This is a genomic window from Micrococcus luteus, from assembly GCF_014138885.1.
GTDB lineage: Bacteria > Actinomycetota > Actinomycetes > Actinomycetales > Micrococcaceae > Micrococcus > Micrococcus luteus.
In genome coordinates, this window is the sequence record NZ_JACJIK010000001.1 from 460,551 (window position 1) to 477,798 (window position 17,248).

The window sequence follows — 17,248 nt, forward strand, 5'->3', positions numbered from 1 at the left end:
GCGCCCGGCCCGGATCAGGCGGTCGGGACGGACGCCCCGTCGCGGGAGATGCGGGTCATCTCCTCCCGGTCCACGACCTTCACCCGCTCCCGCGCCACCGGCCCGGCCTCCGTCGCCTGCGCACCCAAGGACTTCTCATGCTCATCCAGAGCATGCCAACCAGCCCACGTCGTGTACGGGACGCCGCGGGACTCGAGCAGCTCGATCACCGACTCCTCCGAGGGCTCCTGGGCCGTCCACAGCCCCGGCTCGTCCTCGATCAGATGCTTGATCGTCTCCAGAGAGTCACCCTTGGTGTGCCCGATCAACCCCACCGGGCCCCGCTTGATCCACCCCGAGGCATACAGACCCGGCACCGGGGCACCGTCCGCGTCCAGCACCCGGCCTTCCGCATTCGGGATCACACCGCGCACCTCATCGAACTCCACCCCCTCCACCGGGGACCCGAAGTAACCCACGGCCCGGTAGACCGCCTGCACCGGGTAGTCCACGGTCTCGTCGGTCGGGCGGACCCCACCGGAGCCGTCGAGCTCCATCCGACGCATCCGCAGACCGTCCACCCGGCCGTCCCCGTCCTCGTCCAGGAACTCCTCGGGGGCCTGGAGGAAATGCAGGTGCAGCCGGCGGGAAGCGCTCTGCTGACGGTCCTCCTGCTCCATGAGCCAGTTCGTCAACGTGCCCACCATGGTGCGGACCTGGTTGTTCTCCTCGATCGCCTGCTCCGAGGCCTCATCGAAGTCGAAGTCCTCCTCGTACAGCACGATGTCCACATCCCGGGAATGGGCGAGCTCCCGCAGCTCCAACGGGGTGAACTTCACCTGCGCCGGCCCGCGACGACCGAACACGTGCACGTCCGTGACCGGGGACGCGGCCAGGTCCCGGTACACGTTGTCCGGGATCTCGGTGGGCAACAGGTCCTCGGCATGCTTGGACAGGATCCGGGCCACATCCAGGGCCACGTTCCCGTTGCCGATCACCGCCACCTGCGTGGCCTCCAACGGCCAGTGCCGCGGCACGTCCGGGTGCCCGTCGTACCAGGCGGCGAAGTCCGCGCCACCGAATGAGCCGGCCAGCTCGACGCCGGGCACGTCCAGGGCCGCGTCGCGCACAGCCCCGGTGGAGAACACGATCGCGTCGTAGTGCCGACGCAGGTCCGCCAGGCTCAGGTCCGTGCCGTAGTCCACATTCCCCAGGAAACGGATGTCGCCCCGGTCCATGACCTTGTGCAGGGCGTTCACGATGCCCTTGATGCGCGGATGGTCCGGGGCCACCCCGTAGCGGATCAGGCCGAACGGGGCCGGGTACCGGTCGAACAGGTCGATGCTGACGCGGAAGTCCCGCTCCTCCTTGGTCAGGATGTCCGCCGTGTACACCCCGGCGGGTCCGGCACCGATGATGGCGATGCGCAACGGGCGGTCAGGCCTCGAGGCCGAGGGGGTCAGGGTCATGCTCGTGCTCCTTCGGAGGTCGGGTTCAGGGTCAAGATCGGGGCAGGGGCGGCGGCCGCAGGCGCGCCGGTGGCGTAGGGGCTCAAGCGCACGACGTCGCCCACGACGATCACGGCGGGGTTCTCCACACCGACGGCGGCCGCCTGCGCGGCGATGGTCTCCACCGTGCCCACGGTGACCCGCTGGTCCGGCATCCAGCCACGCTCGATGATCGCCACGGGCGTCGCACCGTCGAGGCCGCGCTCCGTCAGTCGGCGCGCGGTGTCCGCGAGCCGACGCACGCCCATCAGCAGGACGAGCGTGTGGTCGGCCCGGGTGGGCACTTCGGCCAGCTCTTCGTGGCCGGTCACCAGCGTGAAGCCGGTGGCGACGCCGCGATGGGTGACCGGGATCCCCGCGGCGGCGGGCACCGAGACGGCGCTCGTGACACCGGGGACCACCTCGACGTCGACGCCATGGGCGCGGCAGTGCGCTGCCTCCTCGCCGCCGCGGCCGAGCACGTACGGGTCGCCGCCCTTGAGCCGGACGACGAGGCGGCCGGCCCGGGCCTCCCGGACCAGGACGGCGTTGATCTCGTCCTGCGTGGCCAGGTGGTTCCCGGGGGCCTTGCCGACCTCGATCACGGGCACCGCCGGGTCCAGCTCGGCCAGGAGGGCGCGCGGGCCCAGCCGGTCGGCGACCACCACGTCGGCCTCCGCGAGCAGCTGTCGGCCGCGCACGGTGATGAGCCCGGAGTCGCCGGGGCCGCCGCCGACGAGGGCCACGCGGCCGGGCTCGGCGGACGCGCGCCGCCGGCGCAGCGGCAGCCGCCCCGTCGACAGGGCGAGGGTGATCGCATCCTTCAGGGCGCGGGCGCGGCGAGGGTCTCCCCCGGCGTTGACGGCCACGGTCACGTCCCCGGCCCGGACGACGGCGGGCGTCCAGGCGGCGGAGGACTCGGCATCGGAGGCGTCGACGCACCAGACGCGGCGGGCCTCGGCGTCGGAGGCCACGGCCCCGTCCACGGCCCGGTCGCCGGTGGCGGTCTGGGCGAACCAGACCCCGTCGAGGTCGGACGGGCGGTAGGGGCGGCGGTGCAGGGTGATCAGGCCGGCCGCCGCGAGCCGCTCCACCTCCTCCCCCGGCTCCGGGGCCACCACGGTGACGAGCGCGCCGGCGTCGAGGAGGGCGCCCATGCGGCGGCCGGCCACGCGCCCGCCGCCCACGACCAGGACGGGCCGGCCGAGCAGACGCAGGGAGGTGGGGTACAGATCGGACGCGGTCATCGCGTGCTCCCTTCCAGCAGCCCGCGGCGGCGCAGCATGCGCCGCTCGACGGGGCCGAATGCGGCCAGTTCGACGAGGACGCCGACGGCCAGGATGGTCAGGACGGCGCAGAGGACGACGGCGAGGTCGGACGCGGCACGTCCCTCGTGGAGCAGGGTCCCGAGTCCCACGCCCATGGGCCCGCCGACGGCGATGATCTCGGCGGCCATGAGGCCTCGCCACGCGAAGGCCCAGCCCTGGCGCAGGCCGGAGACGAAGGCGGGCAGGGCGGCCGGGAGGACCACCAGCAGGGCGGTCTCGAGACGCGAGGCGCCCAGCACCCGGGCCGCGCGACGCAGCTGCGGCGGCACCTGGTCCGTGCCGGTGGTAAGGCCGGCGACCACGGCGGGGACGGCGCCGGTGAGCATCACGAAGTACGCGGTGGCGTCGCTGAGGCCGAACCACAGCACCGCGAGCGGCACCCAGGCCACGTTGGGCAGCACCATCAGGGCCGTGAGCAGCGGGCCGAACGCCCGCCGCAGGACGCCGACCTGTCCGAGCACGAGGCCCAGCCCGACGCCGACGACCACGGCGAGTGCGAAGCCCACGACGGCGCGGCCCACCGACGTCGCCACTGCCTGCTGGACGAGGCCCTGCGCCCACAGCGTCCCGAAGGCCCCGACGACGTCACCGGGACCGGTGATCGGCTCACCGCGCGCACCGGCCAGCCACGCGAAGGCCTGCCAGATCGCCACGAGCAGGACGACGGCGGCCACCGGGAGCAGGACCCGGCTCCAGTCCCACCCGGCCAGACCCGTCCGACGGGTCGAGTCGACGGCCTGGAGCGCGTCGAGGCCGCTGTCGAGCTCGCGCAGCTCGTCGTCGGTGGCGGCCCCCGGCGCGCGGCCGGGGGCGTCGAGGGTGGGGGTGTCAGTGCGCATGGCGACGGATCTCCTGACCGAGTCGGGCGGTGATGGCGGCCGTGAGGGCGGCCGCGGCGGGCGCGTCGTGGCGGGCGGCCGCGGGCACGTCCCATTCGGCGACGACGCGACCCGGACGTGAGGACAGCAGCAGCACCCGCTGGCCGAGGCGGACGGCCTCGGCCACGTTGTGGGTGACGAACACGACCGTCCGACCGGTCTGCCGCCACACGCGCTCGAGCTCCCCATGCAGCAGGTCGCGGGTGATCGCGTCCAAGGCCGCGAACGGCTCGTCCATGAGCAGCAGGGGGCGGTCCTGGGCGAGGGCCCGGGCCAGGGCGACGCGCTGGCGCATGCCGCCGGAGAGCTGGTGGGGTCGCAGGTCGGCGGCGTCGTCCAGGTGGACGAGGCGCAGCAGCTCCCCGGCACGCTCCCGACGCTCCCCCGCGGCCACACCGGCGAAGCGGAGGGCGAGCTCGATGTTGCCGCGGGCGGTGAGCCACGGGAAGAGGGCGGCGTCCTGGAACATGAACGCGGCCCCCTCCCGGGGGGTCTTGACGACGCCCGCGGTGGGCGCCTCGAGCCGGGCGATGATGTTCAGCAGGGTGGACTTGCCGCATCCGGACGCGCCGAGCAGGCAGACGAACTCGCCCGGCTCGATCCGCACGGAGACGTCCTCCAGCACGGGCGTGGGCCCGCCGAAGCTCTTGCCCACGTCCTCCATCACCACTGTCATGACCGCTCCCGTCCCGCCGTCGTCATCCGTCTCAGGCCTCGTCGCCGCCGCGCACCATGCCGGCGGCGAGCGTGGCCCCGTCGTGGGGGTCGATCACGAGGAACGCCCCGGTGCGCCGATGCACGGCGTAGGGCTCCACGGGCAGCGGCGCGGCCAGGTGCAGGCGCACCTGTCCGATGTCGTTGAGCCCGAGGGTCTCGGCCGGGTCGAGCCGCAGGGTGTCGAGGTCGAGCCGGCCGGCCACCTCCTGGACGAGCGCCCGGACGACGGCGGTGCCGTGCTTGACGAGGACCTGCTGCCCGACGCGCAGCGGCGCGGCGGAGAGCCAGCACAGCGCGGCGGCCACCTCCGCGGTGGGGCGCGGGGCGGTGTCCGCGGCGGCGATCGTGTCCCCGCGGGCCACGTCCACCTCGTCGGCCAGGCGCAGGACCACCGACTGCGGGGAGGAGGCCTCCTCGAGGGACTCGCCGGCGGCGTCCACGCCCACCACGGTGGTGGTGCGCACCGGCTGCCCCGGGGTGAGGACGGCGACGGCGTCCCCGGGCCGGACGGTGCCCGCCACCACCTGCCCGGCGTAGCCGCGGTAGTCGCGGAAGACCTCGGGGTCGAGGCCGGGGGCCAGGGCGCCCTGGGGGCGCACCACGAGCTGCACCGGGAAGCGGAAGGAGGCCGCGGCGTCGTCCTCGGCGTCCGCCCCGGGCAGGGACTCGAGCAGCTCCATGAGCGTGGGGCCGGTGTACCAGTCCGTCCGCTCGGAGCGGGTGACCACGTTGTCGCCCTGCAGGGCGGACACCGGGACGCTCACCGCGTCGGAGAGGCCGAGCTCCCGGGCCACGCGCCGCACGTCCTCGGCGATCGCGGTGAAGACCTCCTCGGCGTAGTCCACGAGATCGATCTTGTTGACCGCGACGATCACGTGCGGCACCCGCAGCAGGGCCACCACGCTGAGGTGGCGTCGGGTCTGCTCCACCACGCCCTTGCGGGCGTCCACGAGCAGCACGACGGCGTCGGCCGTCGAGGCGCCCGTGACGGTGTTCCGGGTGTACTGCACGTGCCCGGGGCAGTCGGCCAGCACGAAGGTGCGCCGGTCCGTGGCGAAGTACCGGTACGCGACGTCGATCGTGATCCCCTGCTCCCGCTCGGCGCGCAGGCCGTCGGTCAGCAGCGCCAGGTCCAGCCCGCCCTCGGCGCCGCCGAAGCCCCGCTCGGCGGAAGTGCGGGCCACGGCCTCGAGCTGGTCGGCCAGGACGGCCTTGGAGTCGTGCAGGAGGCGGCCCACGAGGGTGGACTTGCCGTCGTCGACCGAGCCGGCCGTGGCCAGGCGGAACAGGGTCCCGGCGGGGGCGCGCCGGTCCAGCAGTGCGGTGCTCATCAGAAGTACCCGTCCTTCTTGCGATCTTCCATGGCCGCCTCGGAGATGCGGTCGTCGGCGCGGGTGGCCCCGCGTTCGGTCAGGGTGGAGGCGGCGACCTCGAGCACGACGTCCTCGACGGTGGCGGCCTCCGAGAGGACGGCGCCGGTGCAGGACATGTCGCCCACCGTGCGGTAGCGCACCGTCCGCGTGGTGACCTCCTCGTTCTCGGCCGGGCGGGAGTGCTCCCCCACGGCGCGCCACATGCCGTCGCGGCGGAAGACCTCCCGCTCGTGCGCGTAGTAGATGGAGGGCAGCTCGATGCCCTCGCGGGCGATGTACCGCCACACGTCCAGCTCGGTCCAGTTGCTGATGGGGAACGCGCGGACGTGCTGGCCGGGGGTGTGACGGCCGTTGTAGAGGTTCCACAGCTCGGGGCGCTGGTTGCGCGGGTCCCACTGGCCGAACGCGTCCCGCAGGCTGATGATCCGCTCCTTGGCCCGCGCCTTGTCCTCGTCACGGCGGCCTCCCCCGAAGACGGCGTCGAACCGGTTGGTCCGGATCGTGTCCAGCAGGGGGGTGGTCTGCAGGGTGTTGCGGGTGCCGTCGGCGCGCTCACGCAGCTCGCCGCGGTCGATGTACTCCTGCACGGAGCCCACCACGAGCCGCAGGCCGAGCCGCTCCACCGTGCGGTCGCGGAACTCGAGGACCTCGGGAAAGTTGTGGCCGGTGTCCACGTGGACCACCGGGAAGGGGATCCTGCCCGGCCAGAAGGCCTTCGCGGCCAGGTGGAGCATCACCACCGAGTCCTTGCCGCCCGAGAAGAGCATGGCGGGGCGCTCGAACTCGGCCACCACCTCGCGGATGATGTGGATCGCCTCGGCCTCCAGGGCGTCCTGGACGTCGGGCCCGGCGGGGCTCACGGTCCCCGGGTCGGGGGCATGGGTGAGGGTCATCGTGTCTCCTTGGTCTGTCTCGGGTGCGGCGCTCAGACGTGGATGCCGCACTCGGTCTTCGCGGTCCCGGCCCAGCGCCCGGCTCGGGGGTCCTCCCCGGGGGCGACGGGGCGGGTGCAGGGACGGCAGCCGATCGACGGGTAGCCGTTCTGCAGGAGCAGGTTCACGGGCACGTCGTGGTCCGTGGCGTAGCCGACCAGGTCGTCGAAGCTCCACGGGGCGACGGGGTTGACCTTGACCATGCCGTGGGCCTCGTCCCAGCCCACCAGCGGGGTGTTCGTGCGCGTCGGCGCCTCGTCCCGGCGGACGCCGGTGAACCACAGGTCGTATCCGGCCAGCGCCCGGTTGAGGGGCTCGACCTTGCGCATCGCGCAGCACAGCCCCGGGTCACGGGCGAACAGGTCCTTGCCGTGGCGCTCGTCCTGCTCGGCCACGGTCAGCTCCGGCAGCACGTCCACCACGGTGACGTCGAGGCGGCGGGCCACCTCGTCGCGCGTCGCGAGGGTCTCGGTGAAGTGATAGCCGGTCTCCAGGAAGAGGACGTCCACGCCGGGCATCCGCTGCGCCACCAGGTGCGGCAGGACGGCGTCGGCCATGGAGCAGGCGACGGCGGCCCGGCGGAGGTCCACATGGCGGGCGGCCCAGTCGACCACCGCCGCGGCGGGGGCGTCCCAGCCGAGCTCGGCGGCGCCGGACTCCGCGAGTGCCTGCAGGCGCTCGAGGTCCTCGGTCGGACGGGTGGGGGGAACGGTGCTCATCGGAGGGCCTCCTCGTCGACTCGGTGCGCCCACCGGGCGAAGGTCTCGCCCGGCTCGCGCTGCTCGTCGTACCGGCGGACGAGGCGCTCGACGTAGTCGACCAGCCCGTCCGCGCGGACCTTCAGGCCGCGGACGCTGCGTCCGAGGCCGGCCTCGGCGCGGTCCACGGAGGCCAGCCCGCCGCCCAGGTGCACCTGGAAGCCGGGCGTCTGGCCGCCGTCGTCGTCCGGGAGCAGCTGCCCCTTCAGACCGATGTCCGCGGTCTGGATGCGGGCGCAGGAGTTGGGGCAGCCGTTCACATGCAGGCTCAGCCGCTCGGGGAGGCGGTCGGCGAGGTCGGCCAGGCGCTCCTCCAGCTGGGCGATCGCGGCGGTGGCGGTGTCCTTCGTGTCCACGATGGCGAGCTTGCAGAACTCCAGGCCCGTGCAGGCGATGGTGGAGCGGCGGAACACGGACGGCTCCGGGTTCAGTCCCAGCTCCTTCAAGCCGGCCACGACGGCGTCCACCCGGTCCCGCTCCACGTCCAGCACCACGATCTTCTGGTGGGGGGTGGTCCGCAGCCGCGTGGAGCCGTGGGCCTCGAGCAGGTCCGCGAGGGCGGTGAGGGTGGTGCCGCTGGAGCGGCCGACGACGGGGGCGGCACCGATGTAGAAGCGGCCGTCCTTCTGCTCGTGGACCCCCACGTGGTCGCCGGGGCGGGTGGGCGGGGCCGGGGCGGGCCCGTCGGGAAGGGCGTAGCCGAGGTACTCCTCCTCCAGCACGGTGCGGAACCTCTCCGGCCCCCAGTCCTCGAGCAGGTACTTCATGCGGGCCTTGTTGCGCAGGCGCCGGTAGCCGTAGTCGCGGAAGATGCTCACGACGGCGTGCCACACCTCCGGGGCGCGCTCGGCCGAGACGAACGCGCCGATCCGGTCGGCCAGGCGGGCCTTCGTGGACAGGCCGCCGCCGACCCACAGGTCGTAGCCGGGGCCCAGCTCGGGGTGCACCACGCCGATCAGGGAGATGTCGTTGATCTCGTGGACCACGTCCTGGGAGGGGTGTCCGGTGATGGCGGTCTTGAACTTGCGGGGCAGGTTGGAGACCTCGAGGTCGCCGATCCAGCGGTCCGCGATCTCCCGGATCACGGGCGTGGGGTCGATGATCTCGTCCGCGGCGATCCCGGCCACCGGTGAGCCGAGGATCACGCGCGGCACGTCGCCGCAGGCCTCGGTGGTGGACAGGCCCACGGACTCCAGGCGCCGCCAGATCTCGGGGACGTCCTCGACGCGGATCCAGTGCAGCTGGACGTTCTGCCGGTCGGTGATGTCCGCGGTGTCACGGCCGAAGTCGGTGGAGATCCCGCCGATCACGCGCAGCTGCTCGGTGGTGAGGTCGCCGCCGTCGATGCGCACGCGCAGCATGAAGTAGCGGTCCTCGAGTTCGTGGGGCTCCAGGGTGGCGGTCTTGCCGCCGTCGATCCCCTGCCGGCGCTGGGTGTACAGGCCCCACCAGCGGAAGCGGCCGTGCAGGTCGTCCGAGGGGATCGAGTCGAAGCCCTCCCGGGCGTAGACCTGCTCGATGCGCTCGCGGACGTTCAGGCCGTCGTCCTGCTGCTTGAACTCCTCGTTGTGGTTCAGGGGGGCGGTCCCGTCCACCTTCCACTGGCCGTGCGGCTTGGCGGAGGGACGGCGCGGAGTGCGCGCCGGCCTCGACGTCTCGTTCACCTGGGTCATGGCCGCCACGCTAGGAACCCGGCATGCCGACCCCAAGATCGTCGACGCGGTTCGTCACGTTCCCGGGGCCGGCCCGCGGTCGGGGCCCGGCCCAGCACCGGCCGTGTGACGAGCGGCTCAGCGGCCTCCGGCGGCTCCCCTCGGGGCCTCGGCGAGGGCGGACCGCAACCGGTCCAGGGCGATCCGCGCCACCAGCGGATGCGGCAGCAGGGGGTCGGTGACCGCGTCCGCGCCGCTCTCGCCGAGTCGGTCGTGGAAGTACCCGGGGGCCAAGAGGTGGGCGGCCACCACGGCGCGACGGCCGGCGGCGCGCACCCGGGAGACGGCGTCGGGCACACGGGGGGTGGCCGCCGCCCCGAACGCCGCGGTCACGGGCAGTCCCGTGGCCCGGGCCAGGGCCCCGGCCAGGGCGTGCACCTGGGCCTGGCCGTCCGCGGCGCGGGTGCCGGCCGCCGCCAGGATGATGTCCGATGTCGCGGCCTCACCGGCCGGCACCGCCCGGGCCACCCGCTCGGCCAGAACGGTCACCAGGCGCGGCTCGACGTCGTCCCCGGCCCCGGCCAGCGGTGCGGCGGCGATCGTGCCGGGTCGGGCGGCTGCGGCGTGGTGGATGTCGTGGTGGACGTGATGGCCCAGGGACAGCAGCAGCGGCACGATCACGGCCGGCTCCCCCGGGGGCAGGGCCGCCACGACCTCGTCGAGGGAGGGGCTCTGCACGTCCACGTAGGCCTCGTGGACCTGGGCGCCCGGCCCCTCGGCGGCCAGGAGGGCCGCCAGGTCGGCACGGAGGCCGTCGATCACGTCGCGGCCGGCCGCGTCGTGCGTGCCGTGGGCGCAGGCGATCACGTGCAGCACGGGCGCGCTCATGCCGAGCCCACCGCGTCGGCCCACACGTTCTGCGGCCCGCCGTTCACCGGCGGATCACCTTGTGCTGGGCGGCCTGGGCGACCGGCCGCATCACGATCTGATCCAGGTTCACGTGGTGGGGCAGCTCGACGGCGTGGACGCACACCTCGGCGACGTCCTCGGCGGTGAGCGGCTTCTCCACGCCCGCATACACGGCGTCCGCGGCGGACTGGTCGCCGCCCAGGCGGTTGCGGGAGAACTCCTCGGTGTGGACCATGCCCGGGAGCACCTCGATCACCCGCACGTTGTGCTCGGCCTCCTCCAGGCGCAGCGCGCCGGTGAGCCCGTGCTGGCCCATCTTCGCGGCGTTGTAGCCGGCGCCGCCCTCGTAGGCGGTGACGGCGGCGGTCGAGGTCAGGTTGAGCACGGTGCCCTCGCCGTGGGCGCGGAGCATGGGCAGGAACGCCTGGCACATCGTCAGGGTGCCGAGCACGTTGACGCGGTACATCCACTCCCAGTCGGCGCGGTCGCCCACGCCCACCGCGTCCGTGCCGAGCGCTCCGCCGGCGATGTTGACGAGGGTGTCGGCGCCGCCGTCGGCCTCGACGCGCGAGGCCAGCGCGGCGACGGCGGCCTCGTCCGTGACGTCCAGGGCGGCGGGGACGACGTCGCCGCTCACGCCCTCGGCCCGGGCGTCGGCAGCGAGGGTCTCGAGGCGCTCGGCCCGGCGGCCGACGGCGTACACGCGCCAGCCGCGGCGGGCGAGCTCGAGGGCCGTGGCGCGGCCGATGCCGCTCGTGGCCCCCGTCACGACGGCGGCGCGGGCGGGGTTCTTCGCAGGTTCATGGGTGTGGCTCACGCCTCCGACCGTAGCCGAGCCGTGCCGTTCGGAGCACCGCCCGGATCACCTCCGCCAGGTCGAGCGGCTGAAAGGGCGGGACGTCCCGGGCGTCGTCGCAGGCCCGGCCCGCCGCCCCGGTCATGGGAGGATGGCGGGCATGGCTGAGAACACGCAGGGCACAGACACGCCCATCGACGCATCGACCCCGTCCACCCCCGCCGCCGGCGCCGTGGCCGTGCCGGACAAGCCGGCCCTCGAGGGCCTCGAGGAGAAGCTGACCGCCCGCTGGGCCGACGAGCGCACGTACGCGTTCGACACGCAGACCACCCGCGAGCAGGTCTACTCGATCGACACTCCCCCGCCGACCGCCTCCGGCTCCCTGCATGTGGGCCACGTCTTCTCCTACACGCAGACCGACGTGCTCGCCCGGTACCAGCGCATGAACGGCAAGAACGTGTTCTACCCGATGGGCTGGGACGACAACGGCCTGCCCACCGAGCGCCGTGTGCAGAACTACTACGGCGTCCGCTGCGACCCCGCCAAGCCGTACGTGGAGGGCTACCGCCCGCCGGAGAAGCCGGCGAAGAACCAGCGCGACTGGGACGTGATCTCCCGCAAGAACTTCATCGAGCTCTGCGAGGAGCTCGCCGTCGAGGACGAGAAGGTCTTCGAGGACCTCTTCACCCGCCTCGGCCTGTCCGTCGACTGGGACATGACCTACCGGACCATCGACGACGTCTCCCGCGCCGTCTCCCAGCGCGCCTTCCTGGCCGGCATCGCCTCGGGCGACGCCTACCTGGCCGAGGCCCCCACCATGTGGGACGTGACCTTCCGCACCGCCGTGGCCCAGGCCGAGCTCGAGGACCGCGAGGTCCCCGGCGCCTACCACCGCTACGCCTTCACCGCTGCGGACGGCGAGCAGGTCTTCATCGAGACCACCCGCCCCGAGCTGCTGGCCTCCTGCTCCGGCCTGGTCGCCCACCCGGACGACGAGCGCTACCAGCACCTGTTCGGCACGACCGTCACCTCCCCGCTGTACGGCGTGGAGGTCGAGGTCTTCCCGCACCCGCTGGCCAAGCCGGACAAGGGCTCCGGCATCGCCATGGTCTGCACCTTCGGCGACCTCAACGACGTCACCTGGTGGCGCGAGCTGCAGCTGCCGACCCGCACCCTGATCGGCCGTGACGGCCGCTTCGCCGCCGACACCCCCGAGTGGATCACCACGGACGCCGGCCGACAGGCCTATGCGGACACCGTGGCCGGCAAGACCGTGTTCTCCGCCAAGCAGGGTGTGGTGGACGCCCTCACCGCGGCCGGCCTGCTGGACGGAGAGCCGAAGAAGATCATGCACGCCGTGAACTTCTACGAGAAGGGCGACAAGCCGCTCGAGGTCGTCACCTCCCGCCAGTGGTACATCCGCAACGGCGGCCGCGACGCCGACCGCCGCGCGGAGCTGATCGAGCGCGGCCGCGAGCTCTCCTGGCACCCGGAGCACATGCGCCACCGCTACGAGAACTGGGTCGAGGGCCTCAACGGTGACTGGCTCGTCTCCCGCCAGCGCTTCTTCGGGGTGCCGATCCCGGTCTGGTACCCGCTGGACGCGGAGGGTGAGCCCGACTATGAGAACCCGATCCTCCCGGCCGACGAGCAGCTCCCCGTGGACCCGGCCGCCGAGGCCGCCCCGGGCTACTCCGAGGACCAGCGCGACGTCCCCGGCGGCTTCACCGGCGACCCGGACGTCCTGGACACCTGGGCCACCTCCTCGCTGACCCCGCAGATCGTGGGCCGCTGGTCCCGTGACGAGGCGTTCTTCAACAACGTCTTCCCGTTCGATCTGCGCCCGCAGGGCCACGACATCATCCGCACCTGGCTGTTCTCCACCGTGGTGCGCGCCCACGCCCTCAACGGCTCCGTGCCGTGGACGGACACCGCGCTCTCCGGCTGGATCCTCGACCCGGACCGCAAGAAGATGTCCAAGTCCAAGGGCAACGTGGTGGTCCCGACCGACATCCTGGACCAGTTCGGCTCGGACGCCGTCCGCTACTGGGCCGCCTCGGCCCGCCTCGGCGCGGACACCGCCTACGAGGTGGCGCAGATGAAGATCGGCCGCCGCCTGGCCATCAAGCTGCTCAACGCCGCCAAGTTCGTGCTGAACCTGGGCGCCACGCAGGACGCCGTCATCCGCACGGCCGACGACGCCGCGGCCGTCACCAACCCGCTGGACGCCTCCCTGCTGACGCGCCTCGCGGCCACCGTGGAGCAGGCGACCCGCGCGTTCGAGGCCTACGACTACGCACGCGCCCTCAACGTGACCGAGCAGTTCTTCTGGGCCTTCACGGACGACTACGTGGAGCTCGTGAAGGACCGTGCCTACGGTGGCCACGGCGAGGCCGAGCAGGCCTCGGTGGTGACCACGCTGGCCACCACCCTGGACGCCCTGCTGCGTCTGCTGGCCCCGTTCCAGCCGTTCGCCACCGAGGAGGTGTGGAGCTGGTGGCGCGCCGGCTCCGTGCACACCGCCGCGTGGCCGGGCGCCGCGGACGAGGTGGCGTCCCTGTCCTTCGCCGCCTCCGCCGGCGACGCCGAGGTCCTGCCCACCGTGGCGCAGGTCCTGGGCGGCATCCGCAAGGCGAAGTCCGAGGCCAAGGTGAAGCAGCGCACCGAGGTGCGCTCCGCCGTGGTGACCGGACCGGCCGACTGGCTCGAGAAGCTGCGCGGCGGCCTGGCGGACCTCAAGGCGGCCGGCAACATCGCGGACCTGTCCCTCACGCAGGGCGAGGCCGGCGAGTCCGCGCCCCTGACCGTCTCCGACGTGCAGCTCGCACCGGTCGACGACGACTGACCCGCGCCGCGCGTTCCCGGACGGTGTCTCGGGAGCGCACGCGGCACGACGACGGCCCCGTCGCCCATCACGGGCGGCGGGGCCGTCGTCGCGCCCGTGCTGCAAACCCGAGTCTGCCGTCAGCGTGGGATGTTCGTGGCCCGGATCCGGTAGGGCACAGCACGCGTCGGACAGTCCGCCGCCGGATCGGAGTTCGTCGGGAGGCGGCCCTCCCGGGGGTGTCGTGGTGCACCTCCCGGTCGTGCTCCTGCCGCATGTCGCAGTGCGGTCACCGCGGCAGGGGTGGACACTGAGAGGATGAGACCGACACCCGATCCCGCCCCGGCCGGCCGCCGCGCCTGCGACTCCTCCGCCCGGCGGATGTCCGCCGCCCTCGCCGCCATGGGCGTGCTCCACTTCGTCCGACCTGAGCCCTTCGACGGGCTGATCCCGCCGTTCCTGCCCGGCTCGGCCCGCGCGTGGACCCACGGCTCCGGCGTGGCCGAGCTGGCCGTGGCGGGTCTGCTGGCCGTCCCGCGCACCCGGCGCGCGGGCGGACGCGCCGCGCAGGCGCTCTTCCTCGGCGTGTGGCCCGGCAATGCGTGGATGGCCTGGCGGTGGCGACGCCGGCCCTGGCCGGCGCAACTGGTCTCCCTCGGGCGGCTGCCCCTGCAGGTCCCCCTGATCCGCGCGGCCGGCAGAGTGGCGCGCAGCTGACCCCCGCCGCCCCGCACCCCGACGACGCCGGCCCCACACCTTCGCGCTGAAGGTGTGGGGCCGGTCTCGTGCGAGCCGGGGGCTCAGTCGAACTGCGGATCCGTGGTGCGGGCCCGCTTGATCTCGTAGAAGTACGGGAAGTCGGCCAGGGCGACGGCGCCGTCGAAGATGCGGCCCGCCTCCTCGCCGCGCGGGATGCGGGTCATCACGGGACCGAAGAAGGCCGTGCCGTTGAACGCCACGACGGGCGTGCCGACGTCGTTGCCCACGAGGTCCTCCGCCTCCTTCTGGCTGGCGCGCAGCTGCTCGTCGGCCACGTCGGTGCGGGCGGCGTCCAGGATGTCCGCGTCGTGGCCCAGCTCCTCGAGGGCCTCGGCCACCACGGCCTCGTAGTCCGTGCGGCCCTGCTCGTGGATGCGGGTGCCGACCGCGGTGTACCACGGGCCGAGCGCCTCGGCACCGTGCCGCTCGCGCACCTGCACGGCGGCGCGGGCCGGCAGCCAGGCCTTCTCGAGGCGGGCCAGGTAGTCGGGGTCCAGGTCGCGGCCCTCGTTCAGGACGGCGAGCGACATGATCTTGAAGACCACCCGCACGTCGCGCACCTTCTGGACCTCCAGGATCCACCGGGAGGTGATCCAGGCGAACGGGCACGTGGCGTCGAAGTAGAAGTCGACGGTGGGCTGCTGCGTGGTGTCGGTCATGCTGTGCTCCTTGCGGTCAGGGAGCCGTCTCGGCTCCGGTCGGTCCTGCTGGGCGACGGCGGTCAGGCGCTCCGGCCGCGTCGACGTCGTTCCACCTCGGCCGGGATGAGCGTGGGCTCGGCCTCGCCGCGCACCACGTCCCCGGAGATGACGACCGTGCCCACATCCGAACGGGAGGGCAGCTCGAACATCACGGGCTTGAGGACGTTCTCCATGATGGAGCGCAGGCCGCGGGCGCCGGTGCCGCGGGCCTCGGCCTGGGCGACGACGGCGTCCAGGGCGTCCTGCTCGAACTCGAGCTCCACGCCGTCCATGAGGAACATCTTCTGGTACTGCTTGAGCAGGGCGTTCCTCGGTTCGGTCAGCACCCGCACGAGCTGTTCGTGCGTGAGGTCCTCGACAGTGGTGATCACGGGCAGGCGGCCGATGAACTCGGGGATGAGGCCGAACTTCAGCAGGTCCTCCGGCCGCACGTCCGCGTAGGTGACGTCCCCCGCGCCCAGGTGGTTCAGGGGCGCGCCGAACCCGATGCCCTTGCGTCCGGCACGGGAACCGATGATCTCGTCCAGGCCCGCGAACGCGCCCGCCACGATGAACAGCACGTTGGACGTGTCGATCTGCAGGAACTCCTGGTGGGGGTGCTTGCGCCCGCCCTGCGGCGGCACCGACGCCACCGTGCCCTCGAGGATCTTCAGCAGGGCCTGCTGCACCCCCTCGCCGGAGACGTCCCGGGTGATGGAGGGGTTCTCGGACTTCCGCGAGATCTTGTCGATCTCGTCGATGTAGATGATGCCCTGCTCGGCCTTCTTCACGTCGTAGTCCGCGGCCTGGATGAGCTTGAGGAGGATGTTCTCCACGTCCTCGCCCACATAGCCGGCCTCGGTGAGGCTGGTGGCGTCCGCGACCGCGAACGGGACGTTGAGCCGCCGGGCGAGGGTCTGCGCGAGATACGTCTTGCCGGAGCCGGTGGGGCCGACCATGAGGATGTTCGACTTGCCGACCTCGACGTCCGCGAGGTCGTCCCGCTCGGTGAGGCGGTCGGCCAGGTCACCGCCCCGCGCCTGCGGCCCACGCACGCGCTTGTAGTGGTTGTACACGGCGACGGCGAGGGAACGCTTGGCCGCCTCCTGACCGATCACGAAGCTCTCGAGGTGGTCGAAGATCTCCTGCGGGGTGGGCAGGACGGTCTCGTCCGCCTCCGCCGCCTCGCCGAGCTCCTCCTCGATGATCTCGTTGCACAGCTCGATGCACTCGTCGCAGATGTAGACACCCGGGCCGGCGATGAGCTTGCGCACCTGCTTCTGGCTCTTCCCGCAGAACGAGCATTTCAGCAGGTCAGCGCTCTCTCCGATACGCGCCATGGTGGTACTCCTCGAAGGCCGGGCGGAGACGTCCGCCCCGCGCGGGCGTCGTCGCTGTCAGATTCCGTCCAGCATACGGCCGTGGACGGACACGTTAAGGGACCGGGTCCCCGGTCGGCGCCGAGGGGCCCGGCCGCGCGGCCGGACCCCTCGGCGGGCGTCGTCGGTCAGGCAGACGGGCGGGTGATCTTGCGGGAGGCGAGGACCTCGTCCACGAGGCCGTACTCGAGGGCCTGCTCGGCCGAGAGGAACTTGTCCCGGTCGATGTCCTGCGAGACCTCCTCGGGCGTGCGGTTGGTGAGGGAGGCCAGCGTCTCCTCCATCCACACGCGCATCCGGTTGATCTCCTGGGCGTGGATCTGCAGGTCCGTGGCGGTGCCGCGGTCGCCCTGCATCGCCGGCTGGTGGATCAGCACGCGCGCGTTGGGCAGCGCCAGACGCTTGCCGGGGGCGCCCGCGGCCAGCAGCACGGCCGCGGCGGAGGCGGCCTGGCCCAGGCACACGGTCTGCACCTCGGGGCGGATGAACTGCATGGTGTCGTAGATCGCCGTCATGGCCGTGAACGAGCCGCCCGGCGAGTTGATGTACAGGGTGATGTCACGTTCGGAGTCCATCGCCTCGAGCACGAGCAGCTGGGCCATCACGTCGTCGGCCGACGCGTCGTCCACCTGCGCGCCGAGGAAGACGATGCGGTCCTCGAAGAGCTTGGCGTAGGGGTCCTGACGCTTGAAGCCGTAGGGGGTGCGCTCCTCGAACTGCGGGAGGATGTAGCGCGCGTCCGGCGTGGGCAGGGAGGGCATCCCGGTGGGGAGCCCGGCGGGGAACTGGGTCATTCT

At 72.9% G+C, this 17,248-nt stretch carries 15 protein-coding genes; 2 read left to right on the forward strand and 13 right to left on the reverse strand.

Features of this window, described 5'->3' with window-relative positions; genetic code table 11:
* Nucleotides 1-14 precede the first annotated feature (14 nt).
* The 10 genes from HDA34_RS02010 to HDA34_RS02055 form a co-directional block, all read right to left on the reverse strand.
* The gene (locus HDA34_RS02010) at nt 15-1,448 is read right to left on the reverse strand and encodes an FAD-dependent oxidoreductase (protein WP_134377139.1); all 1,434 of its coding nucleotides are present in this window, start codon (nt 1,446-1,448) and stop codon (nt 15-17) included.
* Complete coding sequence (gene cobA, locus HDA34_RS02015) at nt 1,445-2,713, reverse strand: uroporphyrinogen-III C-methyltransferase (RefSeq protein WP_101967219.1); 1,269 nt, start codon at nt 2,711-2,713, stop codon at nt 1,445-1,447. Before cobA ends, HDA34_RS02010 begins: the two co-directional genes overlap by 4 nt.
* A complete protein-coding gene (locus tag HDA34_RS02020; protein WP_044659090.1) occupies nt 2,710-3,633 on the reverse strand; it encodes an ABC transporter permease in 924 nt (307 codons plus the stop codon). Before HDA34_RS02020 ends, cobA begins: the two co-directional genes overlap by 4 nt.
* The gene (locus tag HDA34_RS02025) at nt 3,623-4,348 is read right to left on the reverse strand and encodes an ABC transporter ATP-binding protein (protein ID WP_010078844.1); all 726 of its coding nucleotides are present in this window, start codon (nt 4,346-4,348) and stop codon (nt 3,623-3,625) included. Before HDA34_RS02025 ends, HDA34_RS02020 begins: the two co-directional genes overlap by 11 nt.
* Nucleotides 4,349-4,379: 31 nt before the next feature.
* On the reverse strand, nt 4,380-5,720 hold the full coding sequence (locus tag HDA34_RS02030) for a sulfate adenylyltransferase subunit CysN (RefSeq protein ID WP_041104782.1): 1,341 nt from the start codon (nt 5,718-5,720) through the stop codon (nt 4,380-4,382).
* Nucleotides 5,720-6,655: a sulfate adenylyltransferase subunit CysD gene (gene cysD, locus HDA34_RS02035; protein ID WP_060974121.1), complete on the reverse strand. Its 936-nt coding sequence runs from the start codon at nt 6,653-6,655 to the stop codon at nt 5,720-5,722. The genes HDA34_RS02030 and cysD overlap by 1 nt, the downstream gene beginning before the upstream one ends.
* A gap of 32 nt (nt 6,656-6,687) precedes the next feature.
* Entirely contained in the window at nt 6,688-7,413 is a 726-nt protein-coding gene (locus HDA34_RS02040) for a phosphoadenylyl-sulfate reductase (protein WP_041104785.1), read from the reverse strand.
* Nucleotides 7,410-9,125, reverse strand: coding sequence for a nitrite/sulfite reductase (locus HDA34_RS02045; RefSeq protein WP_101967217.1), 1,716 nt, complete (start codon nt 9,123-9,125; stop codon nt 7,410-7,412). Before HDA34_RS02045 ends, HDA34_RS02040 begins: the two co-directional genes overlap by 4 nt.
* 117 nt (nt 9,126-9,242) lie before the next feature.
* On the reverse strand, nt 9,243-9,992 hold the full coding sequence (locus HDA34_RS02050; RefSeq protein ID WP_060973643.1) for a sirohydrochlorin chelatase: 750 nt from the start codon (nt 9,990-9,992) through the stop codon (nt 9,243-9,245).
* Nucleotides 9,993-10,035: 43 nt separating this feature from the next.
* Nucleotides 10,036-10,830, reverse strand: coding sequence for an SDR family oxidoreductase (locus HDA34_RS02055; protein ID WP_044659094.1), 795 nt, complete (start codon nt 10,828-10,830; stop codon nt 10,036-10,038).
* Nucleotides 10,831-10,969: 139 nt separating this feature from the next.
* On the opposite strand from HDA34_RS02055, the gene valS reads away from it, so the two are divergent.
* Both valS and HDA34_RS02065 read left to right on the forward strand, forming a co-directional pair.
* Nucleotides 10,970-13,654: a valine--tRNA ligase gene (gene valS, locus HDA34_RS02060; RefSeq protein ID WP_049146115.1), complete on the forward strand. Its 2,685-nt coding sequence runs from the start codon at nt 10,970-10,972 to the stop codon at nt 13,652-13,654.
* Nucleotides 13,655-14,014: 360 nt separating this feature from the next.
* Nucleotides 14,015-14,350 carry a DoxX family protein gene (locus HDA34_RS02065; RefSeq protein WP_036316984.1) on the forward strand — a complete coding sequence of 112 codons (336 nt, stop codon included), beginning with the start codon at nt 14,015-14,017 and terminating at the stop codon, nt 14,348-14,350.
* 83 nt (nt 14,351-14,433) lie between these two features.
* Here HDA34_RS02065 and HDA34_RS02070 read toward each other — a convergent pair whose 3' ends face one another.
* The 3 genes from HDA34_RS02070 to HDA34_RS02080 all read right to left on the reverse strand — a co-directional run bounded on the left by HDA34_RS02070 (nt 14,434) and on the right by HDA34_RS02080 (nt 17,245).
* Nucleotides 14,434-15,051 carry a mycothiol-dependent nitroreductase Rv2466c family protein gene (locus HDA34_RS02070; RefSeq protein WP_036316880.1) on the reverse strand — a complete coding sequence of 206 codons (618 nt, stop codon included), beginning with the start codon at nt 15,049-15,051 and terminating at the stop codon, nt 14,434-14,436.
* A gap of 62 nt (nt 15,052-15,113) precedes the next feature.
* On the reverse strand, nt 15,114-16,412 hold the full coding sequence (gene clpX, locus HDA34_RS02075) for an ATP-dependent Clp protease ATP-binding subunit ClpX (protein ID WP_036316877.1): 1,299 nt from the start codon (nt 16,410-16,412) through the stop codon (nt 15,114-15,116).
* Nucleotides 16,413-16,579: 167 nt separating this feature from the next.
* On the reverse strand, nt 16,580-17,245 hold the full coding sequence (locus tag HDA34_RS02080; RefSeq protein WP_041104792.1) for an ATP-dependent Clp protease proteolytic subunit: 666 nt from the start codon (nt 17,243-17,245) through the stop codon (nt 16,580-16,582).
* Between the last annotated feature and the right edge of the window lie 3 nt (nt 17,246-17,248).